Source organism: Nocardioides faecalis (assembly GCF_018388425.1).
In the GTDB taxonomy this organism is placed as follows: Bacteria; Actinomycetota; Actinomycetes; order Propionibacteriales; family Nocardioidaceae; genus Nocardioides; species Nocardioides faecalis.
On sequence record NZ_CP074406.1, the window covers coordinates 1503274 to 1524866 of the forward strand.

Annotated in this window: 17 protein-coding genes and 1 pseudogene; 3 read left to right on the forward strand and 15 right to left on the reverse strand. The window is 72.8% G+C overall.

All coding sequences use genetic code 11. The features are described 5' to 3' along the window. Nucleotides 1-206: 206 nt before the first annotated feature. Nucleotides 207-2198 (forward strand): fibronectin type III domain-containing protein, encoded by a 1992-nt coding sequence (locus KG111_RS06925; protein WP_240195730.1) that lies wholly within the window; start codon nucleotides 207-209, stop codon nucleotides 2196-2198. A gap of 97 nt (nucleotides 2199-2295) precedes the next feature. Here KG111_RS06925 and KG111_RS06930 read toward each other — a convergent pair whose 3' ends face one another. Continuing rightward, nucleotides 2296-3981, reverse strand: coding sequence for a ribonuclease J (locus KG111_RS06930; RefSeq protein WP_205291484.1), 1686 nt, complete (start codon nucleotides 3979-3981; stop codon nucleotides 2296-2298). Between the two features lie 169 nt (nucleotides 3982-4150). On the opposite strand from KG111_RS06930, the gene KG111_RS06935 reads away from it, so the two are divergent. Further along, entirely contained in the window at nucleotides 4151-5857 is a 1707-nt protein-coding gene (locus tag KG111_RS06935; RefSeq protein WP_205291483.1) for an AMP-binding protein, read from the forward strand. Between the two features lie 47 nt (nucleotides 5858-5904). On the opposite strand, the gene KG111_RS18455 is transcribed toward KG111_RS06935, so the two are convergent. The 14 genes and pseudogenes from KG111_RS18455 to KG111_RS07000 form a co-directional block, all read right to left on the reverse strand. After that, nucleotides 5905-6033: a hypothetical protein gene (locus tag KG111_RS18455; protein ID WP_275890146.1), complete on the reverse strand. Its 129-nt coding sequence runs from the start codon at nucleotides 6031-6033 to the stop codon at nucleotides 5905-5907. A gap of 88 nt (nucleotides 6034-6121) precedes the next feature. Next, nucleotides 6122-6301 (reverse strand): annotated as a pseudogene (locus KG111_RS18240) (NADPH-dependent oxidoreductase); the annotation flags it as partial. 8 nt (nucleotides 6302-6309) lie between these two features. Continuing rightward, the gene (locus KG111_RS06945) at nucleotides 6310-7656 is read right to left on the reverse strand and encodes an HNH endonuclease signature motif containing protein (protein WP_205291482.1); all 1347 of its coding nucleotides are present in this window, start codon (nucleotides 7654-7656) and stop codon (nucleotides 6310-6312) included. Nucleotides 7657-7727: 71 nt separating this feature from the next. Further along, nucleotides 7728-9566 (reverse strand): thiamine pyrophosphate-requiring protein, encoded by a 1839-nt coding sequence (locus KG111_RS06950; RefSeq protein WP_205291481.1) that lies wholly within the window; start codon nucleotides 9564-9566, stop codon nucleotides 7728-7730. 78 nt (nucleotides 9567-9644) lie between these two features. Beyond that, entirely contained in the window at nucleotides 9645-10400 is a 756-nt protein-coding gene (locus KG111_RS06955) for a hypothetical protein (protein ID WP_205291480.1), read from the reverse strand. Nucleotides 10401-10450: 50 nt separating this feature from the next. After that, nucleotides 10451-11638: an alcohol dehydrogenase catalytic domain-containing protein gene (locus tag KG111_RS06960; RefSeq protein WP_205291479.1), complete on the reverse strand. Its 1188-nt coding sequence runs from the start codon at nucleotides 11636-11638 to the stop codon at nucleotides 10451-10453. A 72-nt stretch (nucleotides 11639-11710) separates the two neighbouring features. After that, nucleotides 11711-12079 carry a monovalent cation/H(+) antiporter subunit G gene (mnhG, locus tag KG111_RS06965; RefSeq protein WP_205291478.1) on the reverse strand — a complete coding sequence of 123 codons (369 nt, stop codon included), beginning with the start codon at nucleotides 12077-12079 and terminating at the stop codon, nucleotides 11711-11713. Further along, nucleotides 12076-12354 carry an MrpF/PhaF family protein gene (locus KG111_RS06970; RefSeq protein ID WP_205291477.1) on the reverse strand — a complete coding sequence of 93 codons (279 nt, stop codon included), beginning with the start codon at nucleotides 12352-12354 and terminating at the stop codon, nucleotides 12076-12078. The genes mnhG and KG111_RS06970 overlap by 4 nt, the downstream gene beginning before the upstream one ends. Continuing rightward, the gene (locus KG111_RS06975) at nucleotides 12351-12998 is read right to left on the reverse strand and encodes a Na+/H+ antiporter subunit E (protein WP_205291476.1); all 648 of its coding nucleotides are present in this window, start codon (nucleotides 12996-12998) and stop codon (nucleotides 12351-12353) included. The genes KG111_RS06970 and KG111_RS06975 overlap by 4 nt, the downstream gene beginning before the upstream one ends. Continuing rightward, nucleotides 12995-14698 (reverse strand): Na+/H+ antiporter subunit D, encoded by a 1704-nt coding sequence (locus tag KG111_RS06980; protein WP_205291475.1) that lies wholly within the window; start codon nucleotides 14696-14698, stop codon nucleotides 12995-12997. Before KG111_RS06980 ends, KG111_RS06975 begins: the two co-directional genes overlap by 4 nt. Further along, entirely contained in the window at nucleotides 14698-15135 is a 438-nt protein-coding gene (locus tag KG111_RS06985) for a Na(+)/H(+) antiporter subunit C (protein ID WP_205291474.1), read from the reverse strand. The genes KG111_RS06980 and KG111_RS06985 overlap by 1 nt, the downstream gene beginning before the upstream one ends. Continuing rightward, the gene (locus KG111_RS06990) at nucleotides 15132-18041 is read right to left on the reverse strand and encodes a Na+/H+ antiporter subunit A (RefSeq protein ID WP_205291473.1); all 2910 of its coding nucleotides are present in this window, start codon (nucleotides 18039-18041) and stop codon (nucleotides 15132-15134) included. The genes KG111_RS06985 and KG111_RS06990 overlap by 4 nt, the downstream gene beginning before the upstream one ends. 208 nt (nucleotides 18042-18249) lie before the next feature. Continuing rightward, complete coding sequence (glsA, locus tag KG111_RS06995; protein ID WP_205291472.1) at nucleotides 18250-19203, reverse strand: glutaminase A; 954 nt, start codon at nucleotides 19201-19203, stop codon at nucleotides 18250-18252. 9 nt (nucleotides 19204-19212) lie between these two features. Further along, on the reverse strand, nucleotides 19213-19776 hold the full coding sequence (locus KG111_RS07000; RefSeq protein ID WP_205291471.1) for a TetR family transcriptional regulator: 564 nt from the start codon (nucleotides 19774-19776) through the stop codon (nucleotides 19213-19215). A 138-nt stretch (nucleotides 19777-19914) separates the two neighbouring features. Here KG111_RS07000 and KG111_RS07005 point away from each other — a divergent pair, with 138 nt between their 5' ends. Beyond that, entirely contained in the window at nucleotides 19915-21528 is a 1614-nt protein-coding gene (locus tag KG111_RS07005) for an ABC transporter substrate-binding protein (protein ID WP_205291470.1), read from the forward strand. Nucleotides 21529-21593 lie beyond the last annotated feature (65 nt).

Sequence of the window (21593 nt, forward strand, 5' to 3'; positions counted from 1 at the left end):
ACGGCCCGGCCTCCGAGCGCCCGAGTGGGCGCGGGGCGAGCACCGGAGCCGCTCTGGACGTGATCCGACTCACGTTCAGACGGTGCAGGTGGCCCACGGTGAGGGGGCGGGATGGGCAGGTCGGGGTCCCGCCGTCCTCCGATCGGCCACCTTTGTGCCGAACGGCCTCCGGTCCGTCCTGGAGTCTCTAGCCTCGTGCGGTGACCATGCCTGCGCTGAGGCGCTCCCTGGGTGTCGCCGTCGCGGGCGTGCTGCTCGCCTCGGGCGCCGCCGTGCTTGCCCCGCTCACGGCCCCGGCGAGCGCTGGGGCGCCGGACGACGTGAGCATGACGGCCCAGGAGCCGCTGCTGGACGATCCGCGACCGGGCCGCGCCGCGATCCGGGCGCTGGGCGACAAGCTGCCGCAGGCCGCCGTACGCAACGGCCTGGCCCCGGCCGAGCTGCGCGCGCTGTTGCGCGAGCAGCCCGACGCCTGGGTGGACCGTCGCGGGGCGCTCTACTACGCCGACCCGGCGCCGTCGCCGGCCGAGCTCGCCGCGGTGCCGCGGGCGGCCCCCCAGCCGCTGGCGGCGCTGGCGGACACCTTCGCGCTGCACAGCAATCCGTCCGCGCGGCTGACCATCTTCCTCGACCTCGACGGCGCGACCGTCGCCGGCACGGCGTGGAACGACGACGCCGGCATCCCCGCCGGCGACCACCCTGCCTGGGACCCCGCCGGCAACGGCTCGACCTTCAACGACGCCGAGCGGTCGGCGATCCAGCAGGTGTGGGCGATCGTGGCCGAGGACTACGCCCCCTTCGACGTCGACGTGACCACCGAGGACCCGGGAGTCGAGGCGCTGCTGCGCAGCGACGCGGCCGACACCGAGTACGGCACCCGGGTGCTCATCACCCCGAGCGTCGCGGCCCATGAGGGCCTCTGTGACGCCGTGTGCGGCGGCCTGGCCTACCTGGGCACCTTCGACGAGATCGGCCCCGACGCCCAACCGGCCTGGGTGTTCCCCCCGGCGCTGTCCGACGACCCCAAGGCGGTCGCCGAGGCGGCCTCCCACGAGGCGGGTCACAACCTCGGCCTCGAGCACGACGGCAAGGGCGAGGAGGACTACTACGAGGGCCACGGGAGCTGGGCGCCGGTCATGGGCGCGGGCTACGTGCGACCGGTCGTGCAGTGGAGCGCCGGCAGCTACGCCGGGGCCACCGAGGCCCAGGACGACGTCGCCGCCATCGCCGGCTACCTCGGCCGGCGCGCCGACGAGGCCTCGAACGTGCTCGCCTCGCCCTCGCCGCTGCCCTCGGGCACGGCCGTGATCACCAGCAGGGAGGACGTCGACGTCTACTCGCTGGGCGCCTGCGCGGCCGGCGTCACCGTCACGGTCTCGCCGAGCGTGGTGGCGCCCAACCTCGACGTGCGGGCCAGCCTGCACACCGCCGACGGCACCGAGCGGCTCGCCGTGGACCCGCCCTCCGGTCCCGGTGACGGCATCACCGCCTCCAACATGGGCGCCACCCTCACCGTGCCGGCGACCGCGGACGGCTGGGTCCTGCGGGTCGACGGCGTCGGCCGCGGCACCTGGGCCAACGGGTACGACGACTACGGCAGCCTCGGCGCCTACACCGTCACCAGTGGCTGCGGCAGCGCGCCGCCCGCCCGCGTGCCCGGCGCCCCCGCCGCGGTGAGCGCCACTGCCGGCAACACCTCGGCTCGGGTCTCCTGGACCGCGCCGTCGGCGAATGGGGCCGCGATCACCGGCTACCGGGTGAGTGCGGCTCCCGGCGGGCGGAGCTGCACCACGACCGCGCTGACCTGCACGGTCACCGGCCTGACCAACGGCACCGCCTACCGGTTCACGGTGTCGGCGACCAACGCTGCCGGTACCGGCCCCGCCTCCGCCGCGTCCGCGGCGGCCACCCCGCGGGCGCCGGTGCCCGCCGCGACCCGGCCCGCGCGGATGGCCGTCCCGAAGGTGAAGGTCAAGGGCCGCAAGGTCACGCTGACCTGGGCCGCGCCGGCCACCGGCGGTGCGCCGGTGACGCGCTACGTGATCGACCTGAACAAGGGCAAGGACAAGGTCGCCAAGGCATCCGCCCGCAAGATCGTGCTGAAGCTCAAGAAGGGCAGCTACAAGGTCCGCGTCGCCGCAGTCAACCGGCTCGGCCAGGCGCCGTACACCGCGTGGGTCACCATCCGGGTGAGATGACCTGAAAACGCCTCGCGCGGCCCGTGCCCCGTCAGGGGCACGGACCGCGCGAGGACTGCGGCGAGGACTGCGGCGGGGCCGCGGTGGGCGACGACGCTCAGGCGTCGACGACGATCGCGATGATCATCGGGTTGCGGCGGAACTTCCGCTGTGCCCAGCGGCCCAGCTCGCGGGTGATCATCTGCTCCAGGCGGTGCGGCTCGCCGATCCCCTCGGCGGCGGCACGGGCCAGCGCCTTCTCCACCACACCGGCGGCCGGCTCGAACGACTCCGGGCTCGCCACGAAGCCACGCACCAGGAAGTCGGGCGGCTCGGTCAGCGCGCCGGTGTCGGCGTCGACCAGCGCCAGCACGGTGACCACGCCCTCGTTGGCCAGCGTGCGCCGGTCCTTCAGCGTCGTCTCGGTCGCGCCGCCGACGGTCTGCCCGTCGACGTACACGTTGCCGGCGGGCACCTTGCCAGTGATCTTGGCCCGTCCCTTGACCAGGTCGACCACGACGCCGTCCTCGGCGATGACGACCCGGTCGGGGTCCACGCCGGTACGGATCGCGATCTCGGCGTTGGCCTTGAGGTGGCGCCACTCGCCGTGCACCGGCATCACGTTCGTCGGGCGGACGATGTTGTAGCAGTAGGCGAGCTCGCCGGCGCTGGCGTGGCCGGAGACGTGCACCTTGGCGTTGCCCTTGTGCACGACCTTGGCGCCCCAGCGGGTGAGCCCGTTGATGACCGAGGAGATGGCGTTCTCGTTGCCGGGGATGACCGAGCTGGCCATCAGCACGGTGTCACCCTCGCCGATGCGGATCTTGTGCTCGCGGTTGGCCATCCGCGACAGCGCGGCCAGGGGCTCGCCCTGGGAGCCGGTGCACACGATCGCCATCCGGTCCGGCTTCATCCGCTCCAGCTCCTCGAGCGGTACGACGAGGCCCTCGGGGTACTTCAGGTAGCCCAGATCGCGGGCGACCCCCATGTTGCGCACCATCGACCGGCCGACGAAGGCCACCTTCCGCCCGTGCGCCTGGGCGGCGTCGAGCACCTGCTGGATCCGGTGCACGTGGCTGGCGAAGCTGGAGACGATCACGCGCCGCGGCGCGGTGCGGAAGACGGTCTCGATCGCCGGCGACAGCTCGCGCTCGGACATGGTGAAGCCGGGGACCTCGGCGTTGGTGGAGTCGGTGAGGAACAGGTCCACGCCCTCCTCGCCGAGGCGCGCGAAGGCGCGCAGGTCGGTGATCCGGTCGTCGAGGGGGAACTGGTCCATCTTGAAGTCGCCGGTGTGCAGCACCATGCCCGCCGACGTGCGGATCGCGACCGCCAGACCGTCGGGGATGGAGTGGTTGACCGCGACGAACTCCAGGTCGAAGGGGCCGAACGGCACCCGGTCGCCCTCGGTGACCTCGTCGAGGACCGGCTTGATCCGGTGCTCCTTGAGCTTGGCCTCGATCAGCGCCAGCGTCAGCTTGGAGCCGACGACGGGGATGTCGGGCCGCTCGCGCAGCAGGTACGGCACGCCGCCGATGTGGTCCTCGTGGCCGTGGGTCAGCACGATCGCCACGATGGAGTCGAGACGGTCCCGGATCCAGGTGAAGTCGGGCAGGATCACGTCGATGCCGGGCTGGTGCTCCTCGGGGAACAACACGCCGCAGTCGACGATCAGCAGCTTGCCGCGATGCTCGAAGACGGTCATGTTCCGGCCGACCTCACCGAGGCCGCCGAGTCCCACCACGCGCAGGCCGTCGCGCGGGAGGTTCGGGGGAGGCTTGAGTTCGGGGTGCGGATGGCTCACGGCCCCACGCTAGTGGCCCGGCCCCGGCGGGGTGCAGTCGGTGTGACGCACCCGGCGTCGGTGGGGTCGTCGCTGCGGCCCCGACCGGGCAGGTCGAGCCGCGCTCCTAGACTCGAGACGTACGCCTCGCCAGCCCGGGGCGACCCACCCTCCAGAGCAGGCAGGAACCATGCAGCACCTCGGAGATCGTCCCTGGTCCGTGCACTACGGACCCGGCGTCCCGCTCGAGATCGACATCCCCGACGAGCCCGTCACCGCCGGTCTCGCCCGCGCCGCGCAGCGCTGGCCCGACCGGGTCGCGACCGACTTCCTCGGCGCCACCGCCACCTACGCCCAGACCGAGGAGGCCGTACGACGCGCCATGGGCGTGCTGCACGACCTCGGCGTGCGGGCGGGGGACCGGGTGGCGCTGGTGCTGCCCAACTGCCCCAGCCACCTGGTCGCCTACCACGCGGCCCTGCGCCTGGGCGCCGTCGTGGTGGAGCTCAACCCGACGTACTCGAGCGAGGAGCTGGTCAAGCTGCTCGCCGACTCCGCCGCCACCCACGCGCTGGTGTGGCACAAGGCGGTGGAGCGGGTGCTGCCCGCGCGCGGGGCGGGGCTGCGTGCCGTGGTCAGCGTCGACGTCACTCGCGACCTGCCGCGCATCTCCCGGGTGCTGCTCCGGATGCCGGTGCAGGCGGCGCGAGCCAAGCGACACGCGCTGCTGGGCTCCGTGCCCGCCGACGTGCCGGACTGGCACACCCTGCTGCGCGGTGCGGCCACCGACGTCGCGGAGGCCGAGGTCCATGGCGACGACCTGGCGCTGCTGCAGTACACGGGCGGCACCACCGGGACGCCCAAGGCCGCGATGCTGAGCCACCGCAACCTGGTCGCGAACCTGGTGCACGGGCAGGCGTGGGTCGGCTTCCGCGAAGGCGAGGAGACCGTCTACGGCGTGCTGCCGTTCTTCCACGCCTTCGGCCTGACGTTGTGTCTCAACCTGCCCGGCCACATCGGCGCGACGCTGGTGATGTTCCCGAACTTCGAGCCGGAGACCGTGCTCACCGCGTTCCGGCGCCGACCCGCCACCTTCATGGCGGGCGTGGCACCGATGTTCGATCGGATCGCCGCGGCGGCGGAGGCCTCCGCGAAGCCGCCCACCGAAGGGCTGCGCCAGGTCCGTCTCGGGTTCGCCGGTGCGATGCCTATCCCACCGAGCGTCGTCGAGCGCTGGGAGCGGCTCACCGGGGGCCTGCTGATCGAGGGCTACGGCATGACTGAGTGCGCCCCGATCGCGCTGGGCAACCCGTGCGCCCCGACCCGGCGCCCGGGCACGCTGGGCGTGCCGTTCCCCAACACCGAGATGCGGGTGGTCGACATCGACGACCACACCCGCGACGTGGAGCCCAACGCCGACGGCGTCCTGCGCGGGGAGCTGCTCGTGCGCGGCCCGCAGGTCTTCTCCGGCTACCTCAACCGTCCCGACGAGACCGCCCACCAGCTGCTCGAGGGCGGGTGGCTGCGCACCGGCGACGTGGTCGAGGTCGACGCGACCGGTTGGACGCGGCTCGTCGACCGGGTCAAGGAGATGATCATCGTCGGCGGGTTCAAGGTCTATCCCTCCGCCGTCGAGGACCATCTGCGCACCCTGACCGGCGTCGCCGACGTCGCCGTGGTCGGCGTGCCCGGGGCCGCCGGTGACGACGAGGTGCTGGCGGCGTTCGTGCTGGACCCCGACGCCGACGTCCCCACCTTGGAGGAGGTCCGCTCGCACGGCGCTCAGCTGCTCGCTCGCTATGCGCTGCCGCGCCGCATCGAGGTGGTCGAGGACCTGCCGCGTTCGCAGATCGGCAAGGTGCTGCGCCGCGAGGTGCAGCGGCGCTTCCTGCCCTGAGCTGACCCCGGCTCGGAGCGGCCAGGCGGGAATCAGGCGGGCGGGAATCAGGCGGGCGGGTAGCCCGCGCCCTGGAGCAGCCGCGCCAGGTGTGCGGTGTTGGCCGCGGCGGTGCGGGTGGTCGCCGTGGTCTTCTCCGGCTTGGGGTCCAGGTCCTGGTAGTCGATGCCCTGCATCGCCTCGCCGACCCAGTACGTCGAGCCGTTGCCAGATCGGGGTGGCGATCACCAGGATGTCCGCGGCGAGCACCTTCTCCCGGATCGCCGGCCACTCGTCGCCGTCACCCTCATCGGTGCTGACGCCGAAGTGCACGTCGTGGTCGACCACCCGGACCACCTCGCCGCTCACACCATGCTCACCGAGGGCGTCGAGCACCTCGTGGTCGATCAGCGTCGCGCTCGAGGCCGCGGGCGACTTCTTCAGCGTGCAGGACAGGACCAGCACCGTCAGCGTCAGGCGGCGGGGACGAGGCCGGGGTCAGCCAGCGCGTCGGGCCAGTGGCCGGGTGGGTCGAGGGCCTGGGTGCCGTTCGGGCCGACGTGGAAGAAGTGCCCGTGGGGACTTCGCCAGAGCAGGTGGCCTGGCATGAGGACGAAGTAGTGCCAGCCGGAGTGGGTCTTGGCGCGGTGGTGTCGCCTGCAGCATGGGAACTCGTTGCAGGGGCAGGTCGGGCCGCCCTCGGAATGGGGGATGCGGTGGTCGAGGTCGCAGCGCTCGGCGCGGGTGGTGCAGCCGGGGAACCGGCAGGTGGTGTCCCTGAGCTCGACCTGCTTGCGGTGCCGGGCGGGGATCTCGTACCGGTCGACGGGGTCGCAGTCGGCCAGGTCGATCACCGGCTGCACGGTGATCGAGGTGGCGGTGCGCAGCCACTCGCGGATCTGCTCCTTCAGCACCGGGCGCTTGCCGTCGTGCCAGCGGCCCACGGGGTTCGTTTCGCCCAGCATCGTGTCGGTGATGTGGACCGCGATCTCGGCCTTGCGGCCAGCCGAGCGGACGGTGACCTCGCCGGTCTCAGTGTCGGTGGTGAGCAGATCCAGCTCGAGGTCATTCCGGGCGAGCTCGCCGACGGCGATGGAGCGACGGACGTCCAAGGAGTCCTCGGAGCCCAGCCGACCGAGGAGCGACGCGCGGCGGGCGACGGCATCGTCGAGATCGGCGGCATCGGCGGCGTCGAGGAGGCCGCCGATCACGGTGAGGCCATTCTCGTTCGCCTCACCGACGTCGAAGTGCCGATGGTCGGAGGCTTCCTTGCGACGGTCCTCAGCGGCCTCCGGGTCATGTCTGAGGATCGCGGTCGCGACGATCCGCTCGAGCTCCGCCCAGCCGACGCGACCTGCCCTCGATGCGACCTGGCGGTCCACGAACGCCGCAGCCTCTGCGTTCAATCCGTGGGTCAGGTCGGCGACCCGCTCGGCACGCCACGTGGCGACCTTCCCGGCCATCACCTGGGCGTAGAGGAGAGGCAGCCGCCAGGCACACTCCACGATTCGACCCACGTAGGCGCGGCCACCGTCGGGCGAGCGCTGCAGGACCGCGATGAGCTCCATCAGGTTGAACTCGCTGACCAGCGGTGCGCCAGCTCCGGCGATCGGCACGCCCGTGTCCAGGTAGCCCTCACGCACGGTCGCGGCGTGCTCGGGAGCATCGACGACGTTCTGATCGGCCCACGCGACGATCGCTGCCCACTCGTCGATCATCAGGGCGGCGCGACGTCGAACGCCGGCGTCGAGGACGTTGAGCAGCTCGGCGACCGGGCGGCCGTCGTGCTCCGCGGCTGCGGTGCTGCTCTTGCGATCCATGACTGGATTCTTCTCCAGGGGTCCGACACAACCTCGGTCCGACGAGCCGGTCGGGCTGCGGTCCGATGCAATCAGTCGGACTCCTGCTTCGCCTGCCGCTCGAGCAGGTCCCGGGCGCGCTCGCTTCCGTCCTCGGCGTCCAGTGCCCTGCGGAAGCTGTCCATCTTCTCCGCCCCGGCGGGGAAGGGCGGCAGGAGCGGCACGTCGGGATCGACGATCGCCTCGATCACGACGGGTCGGCCGGCCGTGAAGGCGTGGGCCCAGGCGTCGTCGACGTCGGCGGGGGAGTCGATGCGGATGCCGCCGAGCCCGAGCAGCTCGGCGTAGCGCGCGTAGGGGAAGTCCGGCAGCGACTGGCTCACGTCGTACCTCGGGTCGCCCTCGGTCTCGCGCTGCTCCCAGGTGACCTCGGCCAGGTCGTTGTTGTGCAGCACCAGGACGACGAAGTGGGGGTCGGCCCAGTCCTGCCAGCGGGAGGCGAGCGTGACGAGCTCGGCGATCCCGTTCATCTGCATCGCGCCGTCACCGACCAGCGCGACCACCGGCCGGTCGGGGGCGGCGAGCTTGGCGGCCAGGCCGTAGGGCAGCCCGGAGCCCATCGACGCCAGCGTGGAGGACAGGTGCGCCGGCACGCCGGGCGGCAGCCGCAGGTGCCGGGCGTACCAGTAGACGACCGACCCCACGTCCACGCTCACCTGCGCGGTCTCGGGCAGGTGCGCGGAGAGCGCCCGGACCACCCGTTCCGGGTTGAGCGGTACGGCGCCCAGCGCGGCCCGCTCCTCGGCGATCCGCTGCCACCGTTCGACCTCGCCGGCGACCTGGTCGCGCCAACCGGTGTCCGTGCGCTCGGTCAGCAGCGGCAGCAGCGCCGAGAGCGTCTCGTCGGCGTCCCCGACGAGACCGACCTCGACGGGGTAGCGGTTGCCGAGGTGGCGGCCGTCGAGGTCGACCTGCACCGCGCGTGCCTGCCCGGGCGCGGGATAGAACTCCGTCCAGGGGTCGTTGGTGCCGACCATCAGCAGCGTGTCGCAGTGCTGCATCAGCCAGGCTGAGGCGGTCGTGCCGAGGTGACCCATCACCCCGCAGCTGGTCGGCAGCGTCTCGTCCCACCACGGCTTGCCCAGCAGGCTGGTGGTCACCCCCGCACCCAGCCGCTCCGCGACCGCCCGGACCGTCGCGCCGGCGTCCCGGGCGCCCTGGCCGACCAGCAGCGCCACCCGCTCCCCGGCGTTGAGGACCTCCGCGGCGTCGGCGAGGTCGTCGTCGGCGGGCAGCACACGCGGCGGACGCCACTGCGGTGCGGTCGGCACGACGCCGTGCTCGTGCGGCGGCACGGCCGGCGCCGGCTGCGTCTGCACGTCGTGCGGCAGCACCACGACGCAGGGGGACCGGGTGGCGAGGGCGGTGCGGAACGCGCGGTCCAGCACCATCCCCGCCTGCTCGGGGGCGAGCACAACCTGCACGTACTGCGCGGCCACGTCGCTGAACAGCGCGGTCAGGTCGAGCTCCTGCTGGTACTCCGCGCCCAGGGCGGTGGTGGGTTGCTGGCCCACGACGGCCACCACGGGCTGGTGGTCGAGCTTGGCGTCGTACAGGCCGTTGAGCAGGTGCACGGCGCCCGGTCCCTGGGTGCTGAGCATGACGCCCACGCCGCCGGTGTACTTGGCGTGGCCGGTCGCCATCAACGCGGCGCTCTCCTCGTGCCGTGCCTGCACGAAGGCCGGGTCGCCCGCGGCCCGGCGCAGGGCGCCCATCACGGGGTTGATGCCGTCGCCGGAGTAGCCGAAGACCCGCGGCACGCCCCACGCCCGGAACCGCTCGACGACGAGGTCGGCCACCAGCCGCTGCCCGTCGGGGACGGCCGCTGCGGCCTGCTCGTCGGAACCGGTCCCGGGCTCGTGCGTCGCCATCGCTCCCCCTCTGCTGCATCGCGCCGGCCCTGGCGGTACCCGGGCATCCGGGGCGCATCCGAGCAGCGAGGCGCCCGGTCAGCGGTCGGCGTGTTTCCCGGCGCTCTCGCCGCGGCCGCGGTGCGGGTCCGAGGGGTCCGGCTCGGCCGCCGCAGCCCGCAGCCGCCTCTGGAACCGGAAGAGGGCCACGCCGACGAGGACGAGCAGGACGCTCAGCACGCGACCGGCCCACAGCGCCCCCTGGTGCGCCTCCTCCTGCCCGCGCACCCCGAGCAGGAGCAGCACGATGGGAAGGAGCCGGGCTCGACCCTCCTCGGAGGGGAGGGCGAGCGCCGTGGCGGTGGCCCACGCGACCGTGACCAGCAACAACAGGCTCCACAGCACGGCGTCCCGGGCGTCGACGTCGCCGCCGAGCGCGGCGCGACCACGGCGAACCAGGGTCACCGCCGGCGCCAGCAGCAACCGGACCAGCAGCACCCCCAGCAGGAAGGCCGCGAAGCCGAGCAGCAGCACGAACGGGACGACGAGGAACCACGACCGATCGGGGATCTCGCCGTCGCGCAACGTCGCGGGGAACATGAGGAACCCGATCGCGAGCTCGGCCAGCAGCGCGCCGAACCCGCCCAGCATGGCGCCGCCCATGGCCGTGCGTCGTACGTCGAGGGCCTCGACGGACAGGTGCAGCACCCAGCCGAGCATCACGTGGGCGCCCAGCACCAGCAGCATCGGCACGTCGAAGTCGACGTCGCGGGAGCGGGTCAGCAGCCAGAACGCCGTCGACGTGGTCGCCACGCAGGCGAACCACGCCAACACCCGGAGCACACGGACCGACACGCGGGCCACCCTAGGCGGCCCGCGCGCCGGTCACCGACAGCGGAGGTGCGTCAGGGCTTGAAGACGACCTTGACCATCCCGTCCTGCTTCTTCTGGAACTTCTCGTAGGCGGCGGGCGCCTCGCTCAGCGGCAGGTGGTGGGTGGCGAAGGAGTCGACGCCGAACGGGTCGTCCTCGACCAGCATGGCGAGGAGGTCGTCGGTCCAGGCGCGCACGTTGGCCTGGCCCATCCGGATCTGCACCTGCTTGTCGAAGAGCTGGAACATCGGGATCGGGTCGAGCGCGCCGCCGTAGACCCCGGAGATCGACACGGTCCCGCCGCGTCGTACGGAGTCGAAGGCGGTGTGCAGCGCGGCGAGCCGGTCGATGCCGGCCTTCTTCATCACGGGCTCGGCGATCGCGTCGGGCAGCAGACCGGCGAACTTCTGCACGGCCTGGGCCCCGGGCGATCCGTGTGCCTCCATGCCCACGGCGTCGATCACGGAGTCCGCGCCGCGGCCCCCGGTGAGCTCGCGGACGGCGGCGGCCACGCCCTCACCGACACCGACCTCGTTCAGGTCCAGCACCTCCGCGCCGAAGGCCCGGACCCGCTCGAGCCGCTCAGGCACCCGGTCGACCGAGATGACCCGGTGCCCGGCACGCACGCCCATCCGGGCGGCCATGTCACCGATGGGACCGGCGCCGAGCACGAGCAGGGTGCCGCCGTCGGGCACGTCGGCGTACTGCAGGCCCTGCCACGCGGTCGGCAGCACGTCGGAGAGGAACAGGAACCGGTCGTCTTCGTGCTCGTGGGGCACCTTGATCGGCAGGAAGTTGCCGAAGGGCACCCGCAGGTACTCCGCCTGCCCACCCGGCACCTGGCCGTAGAGCTTGGAGTAGCCGAAGAAGCTGGCGCCCGTGCCGTGCTCGTGGTTCTGCGTGGTCTCGCACTGGCTGTAGAGCTTCTGGTCGCACATCCAGCAGGAGCCGCAACAGACGTTGAACGGCACCACCACCCGGTCGCCGACGGCGAGCTCGGTGACCTCGCTGCCCACCTCCACCACGACGCCCATCGGCTCGTGGCCGACGACGTCGCCGGGCTCCATGAACGCACCGAGCGTCTCGTACAGGTGCAGGTCGGAGCCGCACAGACCGGTCGAGGTGACCTCGATGATGACGTCGGTCGGCTCCTGGATCCCGGGGTCCGGCACGTCGGTCACCTGCATGTCGTGGTTGCCCTGCCAGGTCACTGCCTTCACGTACGTCGCCTCCTCGTCTGAGTTCTGCTGACGGGGACGGCGGTACCCGGGCCACCGGCGGGCAACCAGGGGTCACGGCGCGCCGCGCGGCTCCTCGTGCCCGGCGGGGGCGTCGGCGAGGTCGTCGACGACGAGGAGGTCGTCGCGCACCTGGCCGGCGCGCAGGGACGCCCGGCCGAGCATGTGGTTGGCCACCGGCGTGGTGAGCAGCTGGAACACCCCGACCAACGTCAACAGCCCGATCACGTCGGCCTCGCGCGCCCGGAGCGCCAGCCCCATCAGCACCAGGACCAGCCCGAGGGACTGCGGCTTGGTCGCGGCGTGCATCCGGCTGAGCAGGTCGGGCAGGCGCAGCACGCCGATCGCGGCGATCATCGCCAGCGTCGCGCCGAGCAGGAAGCAGATGGCGGCGAGCGTGTCCGCCACTCCGGCCCAGGTCACGACCGCTCCGCCTCGATGTCGTCGCTGCCCTTGGTGAACCGGGCGACGCTGACCGAGCCGACGAACCCGAGCAGGGTGAGCACGAGCAGGATCGGCACGGTGAAGGTGTGCCGGTTGATCGCGGCCTCGATCGCCAGCCCGCAGATCGCGATCGCGACGAACACGTCGAGCGCGACCGCCCGGTCCAACATGGTGGGGCCGATCGTCATCCGGGCCACCGTCGCCACGGCGGCGACGGCCAGCATCGCCACCGAGATCGCCAGCACGATGCTCATCGGTGCGCTCCTTCGGTCGGTTCGGGGGCCTCGGTCGGGTCGCCGGGCCGGTCGCCGGGCCTGTCGTCGAGGTGGTCGGTGTGCCGGCCCAGGGCGCGCACGACCCGCGCCTCCTGGGCGAGCACGCTGCGCCGGAACCGTTCGGCCCCGGCCTCGTCGCCGACCTCGAGGACGTGCAGGAACAGGGTGTGCGTGGAGCGCCGGGCCTCGACCACGATGCTGCCCGGGATCAGGCTGGTCATCTCCGCGACGACGGTGAGCACGAAGTCCGAGGGGGTGCGCAGGTTGACCTCGACGATGCCGTTGCGCAGCGGCCGCTGGGGTCGCAGCACCACCCACGCCACCTGCACGCTGGCTCGGACCACGTCGAAGACGAACCGCCCGACGAGCACCAGCAGCGCGACCGGCCGGACCCGGACGTCGACGTGCAGCGGCGGCAGCGGGAACACCAGGCAGGCGATGGTCGCCACGACCAGCCCGCCGAGCACGGTGAGGGGCGAGATGTCGCGCCACAGCACGACCCACACCACCGTGAGCCACAGCAGCATCGGCCACTGCAGGGCGCCGTACCGCTGGGGAGGGCGGCCCGTCGTCTGGTCCTGCGCCTGCGTCTCGGCGCCGCCGACGGGGGTGGGGGCGCTCATCGCTCGCCCCCGTCCAGCACCGCTTCGAGGTACGGCGTCCGTTCGATCAGGTCCGCGGCGGCGGCGTCGGTGAACGCGAACAGCGGCCCGGCGACGAGGGTGAACAGGAGGCTGACGGCCACCACGCCCGCGGTGGGCACCACCATGCCGGTGGGCAGCCGTTCGGGCAGCGCACCGTCACGCAGCAGCTGGTAGAGGTCACGCTCGGGTGCCTCGTCGTCCCGCACCCGCCGGGCCTCCTCCAGGTCGCGCGGCGCGTAGGCGGTGCCGCCGACGTGCACGTGGCCGCGGTGCTGGACCGTCCCGAGCGCGCCGGTGTCGGTGTCGGGGGCGTCCCCGGGGCTGGGCAGGTCCTGCGCGGTCTCGTGGGCCTGCTCGGGGGTGCGCCAGAAGGCGATCGCCCACGTCTTCGCGATCGCGTAGAGGGTGAGCAGGCTGGTCACCGTGCCACCGGCGACCAGCACCAGCGCGAGGGGGGTGCCGTCGTCGAGGCCGGCCTGCAGCAACCCGACCTTGCCGAGGAAGCCGGACAACGGTGGGATGCCGGCCAGGTTCATCGCCGGCACGAAGAACAACAGCCCTAGCAGCGGCGCCAGGCGGGCCAGCCCGCCGAGGCGCACCAGCGAGGTCGAGCCGGCGCGGCGCTCGATGAGCCCGACCACCAGGAACAGCGCGGTCTGGATCGTGATGTGGTGCGCGACGTAGAAGATCGCGCCGGAGACACCGGCCTCGGTGGCGAGTGCGATGCCGAAGATCATGTAGCCGATGTGGCTGACCAGGGTGAAGGACAGCATGCGCTTGATGTCCGACTGCGCCACGGCGCCGAGGATGCCCACGACCATCGTCACCAGCGCGGCCCACAGCAGCAGGTCCGACAGCGGGCTGTGTGGGAACAGCAGCGTCTGCACGCGCAGGATCGCGTAGACGCCCACCTTGGTGAGCAGGCCGGCGAACACGGCGGTGACGGGCGCCGGTGCGGTCGGATAGCTGTCCGGCAGCCACAGGGAGAGCGGGAAGACGGCCGCCTTGATCGAGAAGGTCACCAGCAGCATCAGCTGCAGGGTCAGGCTGACGCCGTCGGGCAGCTCCTCGATCCGCTGCGCCAGCTGGGCGAGGTTGAGGGTGCCGGTGGCGGCGTACACGGCGGCGATCGAGATCAGGAACAGCGCCGAGGACACCATGTTCACGACCACGTAGATGGTGCCGGCCAGGATCCGTGGCGCGGTGCCGCCCAGCGTCAGCAGCACGTAGCTGGCGAAGAGCAGCATCTCGAAGCTGACGAACAGGTTGAACAGGTCGCCGGCCAGGAACGCGTTGGCCACGCCGGCGGTCAGCACCAGGAACGTCGGGTGGTAGATCGACACCGGCGCCTCGCGCTCGTCGCCGGTCATGCCCTGGCCGATCGAGTAGGCCAGCACCGCGAGCGTGACCAGCGCGGAGACCAGCAGCATCAGGGCCGAGAGCCGGTCGGCGACCAGGCTGATCCCCAGCGGCGGGGTCCAGGCGCCCAGCCAGGCGACCTGAGGGCCGTAGCGGTCGGCGCGCACGGCCAGCACCACCGCGACCACGACGATCGCGGCCAGCACCAGGAAGCTCACCCAGCGCTGGGCTCGGGGTCGGTGGGACAGCATCAGTGCGGCGCCTGCACCGCACAGCGGCACGATGACGGGGGCGGGCACCAGCAGTGTGGTCGCGTCCATCACGCACCCTCCTCGGTGAGCTCGTCGTCCTCGACGACCCCGCCGGTGACCAGGTCGTGGCTGTCCGAGGCCTCGTCGGCCGCGGCCAGGCGCCGGATGGTGGCGTCCTCGATGTCGTCCTGGACGTCGTCGTTGTCGTTGAGCTGCCAGCTGCGGTGCGCCATCGCGAGCAGGAACGAGGTCGTCGCCAGGGCGATCACGATGGCGGTCAGCACCAGCGCCTGCGGCAGCGGGTCGGACATGTCCTCGGTGGGGGTGAGGCCCTCGATCGGGGCCTTGCCCGCCGGGCCGCTGGAGACCAGGAACAGGATGCTCACGCCGTTGCCCAGGATCAGCAGCCCGACCAGCACGCGGGTCAGGCTGCGCTCCAGCACCAGGTAGACGCCGCAGCCGATGAGCACCGCGGCGATGAGGATCAGCGTCACGTTGCCGCTCACGCCAGTGCCCCTTCCTTGTCGGAGCCGTCGGCCGCGGCAGTAGCAGCCTCGCGCTCCTCGCGCAGGATCTGCCGGTCGATGCGTGCCCCGAGGGCGCGGAGCAGGTCCAGCACGAGGCCGACCACCACCAGGTAGACGCCGATGTCGAAGATCGTGGAGGAGACCAGGTGCAGCTCGCCGAGCAGCGGCAGGGCCAGGTCGATCTTCGCGCTCTGCAGCACCGCACCGCCGAAGGCCAGCGGTGCCAGGCCCGCGACGCCGGCGACGAACAGGCCGGCGCCCATCAGGATGCCGGCGTCGACAGGCGCGGCCTCGTCGAGCTCGTAGCGCCCGCCGGCGAGGTAGCGCACCATCAGCGCCAAGCCGGTGACCATGCCGGCGGCGAACCCGCCGCCGGGCAGGTTGTGCCCGGCCAGCAGCAGGTAGATGCCGAACACGATCAGCACGGGGAACAGCAGCCGGGTGACGACCTCGAAGATGATCGAGCGCCGGTCCGGGGGAAGGGTGCGCGGGCCGGGCAGCCAGACCCGGCGCCCGGGGCCGGTGGGCACCTTCTCCACCGTCGCCGGGTAGGGGATGTCGTGCACCCGGCGGATGCCGGAGAGCCGGGTGTCGAGGAAGAGCAGGCTCGCCACGCCGGTCGCCGCGGCCACCAGGACCGAGATCTCCCCGAGGGTGTCCCAGGCGCGGATGTCGACCAGGATCACGTTGACGATGTTGTGGCCGCCGCCGAACTCCACCGCCTCCTCCGGGTAGGCCGTCGAGACCGGGTCCGCGGAGCGCGAGCCGGTGGCGATCAGCATGACCACGGCGACGACGCCGCCGACCGCAGCCCCCAGCAGCATCCGCAGGTAGCGCCGCGCGGACAGGGGCCGGTCGGTGAAGTACTCCGGAAGTCGGCGCAGCACGAGCACGAAGACGACGAGGCTGGTCGTCTCCACCAGCACCTGGGTCAGCGCCAGGTCCGGTGCCCCGTGCAGCAGGAACAGCAGCGCGGTGCCGTAGCCGGTGACGCCGGTCAGGATCACCGCCCGCAGGCGGCGCCGGGAGCGGACCGCGAAGATCGCCGCCAGGGCGATCACCACGCCCACCACGGCCTGGGTCGGGGTGTCCCACAGCACTGCGTCGATGGGCGAGTCGAGCGCCATCAGCGCCGCGGTGCCGGGCAGCAGCACGACGACCATCAAGATGACCACGAGGTAGACCGCCACCGAGCCGCTCTGGGTGAGGCTGGTCAGCTCGACCGCGAGCCGGTCCACGCTGCGCATCACGAGGCGGTAGGAGCCGTCCGCGGAGTACGGCATCGCGAGCCGGGTCTGCAGCGCCCCGAACCGGGCGCGGGCGGCGAACAGTGCGGCGCCACCGGCCAGCGCGAGCGCGGACAGGGCGAGCGCCGGCTTCCAGCCGTGCCACAACGCCAGCTCGCTGGCGTGCACCCCGGCCGGGAACTGCTCGGCGTACGGCGCCACCAGCTCGGTCAGCGGCGCGCCGGCGAAGCCGAGCACCGCGCTGGCCACGGCCAACAGGACCGGCGCCGCCAGGAAGCCCGCCGCCGGGGCGGGGAAGTCGATGAGTGCCACGTCCCGCTTGGTGCCGAGCACGCCCCACAGGAACCGCAGCGTGTAGGCCACCGTCAGCAGCGAGCCGAGGACGACCCCGGCCAGCACCAGCCAGCCGGCCCACGGCGCGATGTCCGGTCGGTCGCCGGCGTCGGCGACGTCGAGCAGCGCCGTGAAGATGCCCTCCTTGCCCACGAAGCCCAGCAGCGGCGGCACCCCCGCCATCGCCGCGCCGCCCAGCACGGCCGCCGCGGCGAGCACCGGGGCCTGGCGGCCGACGCCGGAGAGCACTCGGATGTCGCGGGTGCCGGCCTGGTGGTCGACGATGCCCACGACGAGGAAGAGGGTGGCCTTGAACAGGGCGTGCGCGAGCAGCATCGCGACACCGGCCAGTGCGGCCGATCGGGTGCCGATGCTGAGCACCACCAGCAGGAAGCCCAGCTGGCTCACCGTGCCGTAGGCGAGCAGCAGCTTCGCGTCGTACTGCCGCAGGGCGCGCCAGCCGCCGAGCAGCATCGTCGCGACGCCGAGGGTCAGGATCACCTCGTGCCACCCGGCCACGCCGGCGAAGCCGGGGGCGAGCAGCGCGACCAGGTAGACGCCGGCCTTCACCATGGAGGCGGCATGCAGGTAGGCGCTGACCGGGGTCGGCGCCGCCATCGCGCCGGGCAGCCAGAAGTGGAACGGGACCAGCGCCGACTTGCTCAGCGCGCCCACCAGCACCAGGGCCACCGCGACGGCCGTGGCGGTGCCGGCCGCGGGCGGGTCGGCGACCAGCTCGCTGATCCGCAGCGTGCCGGCCTGGTGGCCGAGCATCAGCATGCCCACGAGCATCGCCAGGCCACCGAGGGTGGTGACCAGCAGCGCCTGCATCGCCGCCTGCCGGCTCGCCCGGCGAGCGGGGTCGATGCCGATCAGCAGGAACGAGAAGACGGTGGTGAGCTCCCAGAAGACGTAGAGCACCATCAGGTCGTCGCACAGCACCAGGCCGAGCATCGAGCCGGCGAACGCGACGAAGACGCCGGCGAAGGTGCTCAGACCGGGGTCGTCGTCGTGGAAGTACCAGGTGCAGTAGGCAAGGACCAGCGCCCCGATGCCGGTGACCACCAGCGCCAGCAGCCACTGCAGCGCCCCCATGTGGAACGCCAGCTCGATGCCCAGGGTGGGCACCCACTCCCAGCTCTCGGCCACGCCGCCGTCCTGCACCGCGCCGGTCTGCGCGAGCACCCAGGCGAAGCCGGCCAGCGGCACCAGGGCGAGCGCGGCGAAGGCACGCCGGCCCAGCAGACGCACCAGCCACGGCGCGAGAAGGGCCGCGACGGCGTGCGCGACCAGGAGGACGCTCACGTGGGCAGCTCCGCTCGCGGCTCGCGCCGCGCGGCGTGGACGGATCGAGTGGTCACGGATCTCACGCCGGGCGCCTCCTGGTCCGGTTAGAGGTACGTCGATGGTGGTGCGGTGCGCGGAGCAGACGCGTCGCCCGGCCTCAACCTATCGAGTCGTCCGCGGCGGCCGCGGGGCGCTCCGCTCCCCACGGCCCGGCCTGTGGCGTGCCTCACCGAGGTGGGGCGAACCGGTGCAGGCCGAGCTCGGTGGAGAGCGCCTCGCAGGCGCGCACGCCGCGCAGGCTGTTGCCGTGGTCGTCGAGCGGGGCGCTCCAGGCGCCGATGCCGAGCCGACCCGGGGCGAGCGCCAGCAGTGCCCCGGAGACCCCGGACTTGGCCGGTATGCCGACCCGGTGCGCCCAGCGGCCGGCGCCGTCGTACATCCCGCACGTGGCCATCACGGAGAGCACTTCGATGACGGTCGCCTCCGGCAGCACGCGCTGGTCCTCACCGCTGTCGCCGGTGGCGCCCGGGCGGCGGCCCCAGCCGGCCAGCGTGGCCGCCATGGTGGCCAGGTCGGTGGCGGTGACGCTGATGGAGCAGACCCGGGCCAGCACCTCGACGGCGGCGTCGACGTCGCAGGCCAGCGCGCCGCTGTCGTGCATCAGGTAGCCCAGGGCGCGGTTGCGGTCGCCGTGCTCGAGCTCGTGGCGCGCCATCTCCTCGTCCACGGCCAGCGGGCGCCCGGCGGCGCGGGAGCACACGTCCAGCACCCGCTCCACGCGTTCGTCGACGTCTCCGCCGCGCACCAGCGAGGCGGCGACGAGGGCTCCGGCGTTGACCATGGCGTTGGGCGGGCGGCCGGTCTGGCTCTCCAGCACCAGTGCGTCGAAGGGCTCGCCGGTGGGCTCCACGCCGATCCGTTCGTGCACCTGCTCGCCGTGGTCGAGCAGGGCGACGGCGTACGTCCACGGCTTCGCCACCGACTGGATGGTGACGTGGTGCTCGGCGTCCTCGGTGGCGTGCACGGTGCCGTCGTGCGGGTCGACCACGGCCAGCGCGAAGCGGTCGGTCTCGGCGTCGGCGAGCAGCGGGTTGCCCGGGCTGACCTCGCCGGAGGTATCGGCGAGCAGGTCGGCGCGCACGCGGTCCAACAGCTGCGACATCGACCCCGGCGTGCTCACGCGCTCACCCTACGGAGCGGTGGGTGAGCCGTCCGGTGCGTGCAGGTGCCGGTCCACCGCGCGGTGCGCGCGGGCCCGGTCGGCGTCGCCGCGGGCGACCAGGGCGTCCAGGACGAGCGGCGCCACGATCGCGGCGACTGCGTCGTCGACCTGCTCGCCGTCCAGCCCGGCCTCCTCGGCGCGGCGCCGGAACGGTGCGGCGATGCCGTCGACGTAGCGCTGGCGCAGCTTGAGCGCGGAGTCGTCGGCGGCCAGCAGCGCCTGCAGGAACGCGGCGACGGGCTTGTCGCGGAGCCGGTCGCAGAACAGGTCCACCTCGGCGTGGGCGTCGGCGACCGGGTCGCCGGAGGTCGGGTGCGGCGGGGGAGGGGCGACGTCGATCAGCGCCTCCAGCACCCGGGTCGGCGTCTCCCAGTGCCGGTAGATCGTCGAGCGGGAGACCCCGGTGGCCTGGTGCAGCCGCTGCGCGGTCAGGGCGCCGAGGCCCTCGGAGAGCAGCAGCTCGAGCGCGGCGGTGAGCACGACCTCGGTGGTGGCGCGCGCGGGTCCTGCGGGGCGGCCGACGGTGCTCATAGTGAAAACGATACAGAATGTACCGGTGGGCCGGGGGTGGTGACGGGGCCGCGCGGGTCGCCCCGCTAGGGTGCGGTCTTCTTGCAATGAGATTGCAACAACGATCACGAGGCGCTCGGGCCACGGAGAGGACCACCGATGAGGACGACCGCCACGAGCGCCGCGAGCCGCACCGGTGCCGTCGTACGACGCCGGCGGGGTGCTCGCCGCCCGCTGTGGCTGGCGACGTTGGCCCTCGTGCTCGTACCGCTGGCCGCCTGCGGCGGAACCATGAGCACCGACGGGCCGCGCGACACCATCCGCGTCGCCGTGGCCGAGGAGATCGGCGTGTTGAACCCGTGGGACGTCCTGGGCCAGTTCCACGCCATGGACCTGATCTACGAGCCGCTCGTCGCCTACGGCGACGGGGGGGAGATCGAGCCGGCCCTCGCCGAGTCGTGGGAGGTCGCTCCCGACGGCCGCAGCGTGACTTTCGCCCTGCGCCAGGACGTGGTGTTCCACGACGGCACGCCCTTCGATGCTGCGGCGGCGAAGTTCAACCTCGAGCAGTGGGCCGGCAAGGAGCAGTTCTCCTGGCTGGGCACCGCGGCGGTGATCGAGGAGGTCGCGACGCCCGACCAGCACACGCTGGTGCTGGAGCTGTCCAAGCCGTACCCGCCGCTGCTCCAGGAGCTCACCCTGGTCCGGCCGGTGCGGTTCGCGAGCCCGGCAGCGGCGCCGGGCGGTGACTTCGCCGAGCCGGTGGGCACCGGGCCGTGGGTGTTCGAGTCCTCCGACGAGACCGGCGGCGTGTTCGTGCGCAACGACGAGTACTGGGGCGAGAAGCCCGAGCTGGACCGCGTCGAGCTGAAGGTGCTGCCCGACTCCCAGACCCGGCTCGCCGCGCTGCGCGCCGGCGAGGTCGACCTCATCGGCGGGGGATACCTGTCCCCGGTCAACGCCGTCGAGGCCAAGGCGATCGACGGTGACTCCTCGCTGGAGCTGCTGAGTGGTGAGGCCGACACCACGATGTCGCTGATCTTCAACCCTGAGGGCGTCGCCGGTGACCGCGCCGTGCGCGAGGCCCTGTCGCTCGCCACGGACGTGGAGTCCATCAACGAGGTGCTCTACGGAGGCACCGAGAACGTGGCCGAGGGGTATTTCCCGCCGAGCGTCCCGCACGCAGGGGACCGGGTGGAGCGGACCTACGACCGCGACGCCGCCGCGAAGGTGCTCGACGAGGCCGGCTGGACGATGGACGGCAAGCGCCGCACCAAGGACGGCAAGGCCTTGGAGCTGGAGCTGCTCCTCGTCTCCGACCCCGTGCACGGGATGATGGACGCCCGCACCACCGGCCAGGCGCTGCAGGACGAGCTCGCCAAGATCGGCGTGACGATCGAGCTGCGGGTGGTCGACGGCGCCGCCTACTTCGAGGAGCAGGCAGCCGGGAAGTTCGACCTCACCTTCGCGACGACGTACGGCGCGCCGTACGACCCGCCCAACACCGCGCTGTCGTTCCTCAAAACCGGCGTGGAGACCCCGACCTGGGCCACCCCGGAGCTGGACCGCCTGGTCGACGCCGCCGTGGCGGCGAGCGAGCCCGCCGACCTCGACACCGCCTACGGCAAGGTCTACGCGCACCTCGAGGAGCAGGTCGCCTTCGTCCCGATCACCAGCCCGCCGCGGTACTACGCCGTGCGCTCGGAGGTGAAGGGGTTCGAGGTCCCGCCGCACGAGTACCGCCTCGACCTGACCGGCGTCACGGTTGGCTGACCTCCTCGCACCCGCGGCGCTGCCCCCGGCCCCGCCCCCGACCCTGCCTCCGAGCCTGCCTCGGC

Excerpts from the sequence above, each read along its gene's own strand:
- KG111_RS06925 (WP_240195730.1), top strand. The coding sequence starts at position 207 with ATGCCTGCGCTGAGGCGCTCCCTGGGTGTCGCCGTCGCGGGCGTGCTG.
- KG111_RS06935 (WP_205291483.1), top strand. The coding sequence starts at position 4,151 with ATGCAGCACCTCGGAGATCGTCCCTGGTCCGTGCACTACGGACCCGGC.
- KG111_RS18455 (WP_275890146.1), bottom strand. The coding sequence starts at position 6,033 with ATGCAGGGCATCGACTACCAGGACCTGGACCCCAAGCCGGAGAAGACC.
- KG111_RS06945 (WP_205291482.1), bottom strand. The coding sequence starts at position 7,656 with ATGGATCGCAAGAGCAGCACCGCAGCCGCGGAGCACGACGGCCGCCCG.
- KG111_RS06950 (WP_205291481.1), bottom strand. The coding sequence starts at position 9,566 with ATGGCGACGCACGAGCCCGGGACCGGTTCCGACGAGCAGGCCGCAGCG.
- KG111_RS06970 (WP_205291477.1), bottom strand. The coding sequence starts at position 12,354 with ATGAGCATCGTGCTGGCGATCTCGGTGGCGATGCTGGCCGTCGCCGCC.
- KG111_RS06975 (WP_205291476.1), bottom strand. The coding sequence starts at position 12,998 with ATGAGCGCCCCCACCCCCGTCGGCGGCGCCGAGACGCAGGCGCAGGAC.
- KG111_RS06980 (WP_205291475.1), bottom strand. The coding sequence starts at position 14,698 with ATGGACGCGACCACACTGCTGGTGCCCGCCCCCGTCATCGTGCCGCTG.
- KG111_RS07000 (WP_205291471.1), bottom strand. The coding sequence starts at position 19,776 with ATGAGCACCGTCGGCCGCCCCGCAGGACCCGCGCGCGCCACCACCGAG.
- KG111_RS07005 (WP_205291470.1), top strand. The coding sequence starts at position 19,915 with ATGAGGACGACCGCCACGAGCGCCGCGAGCCGCACCGGTGCCGTCGTA.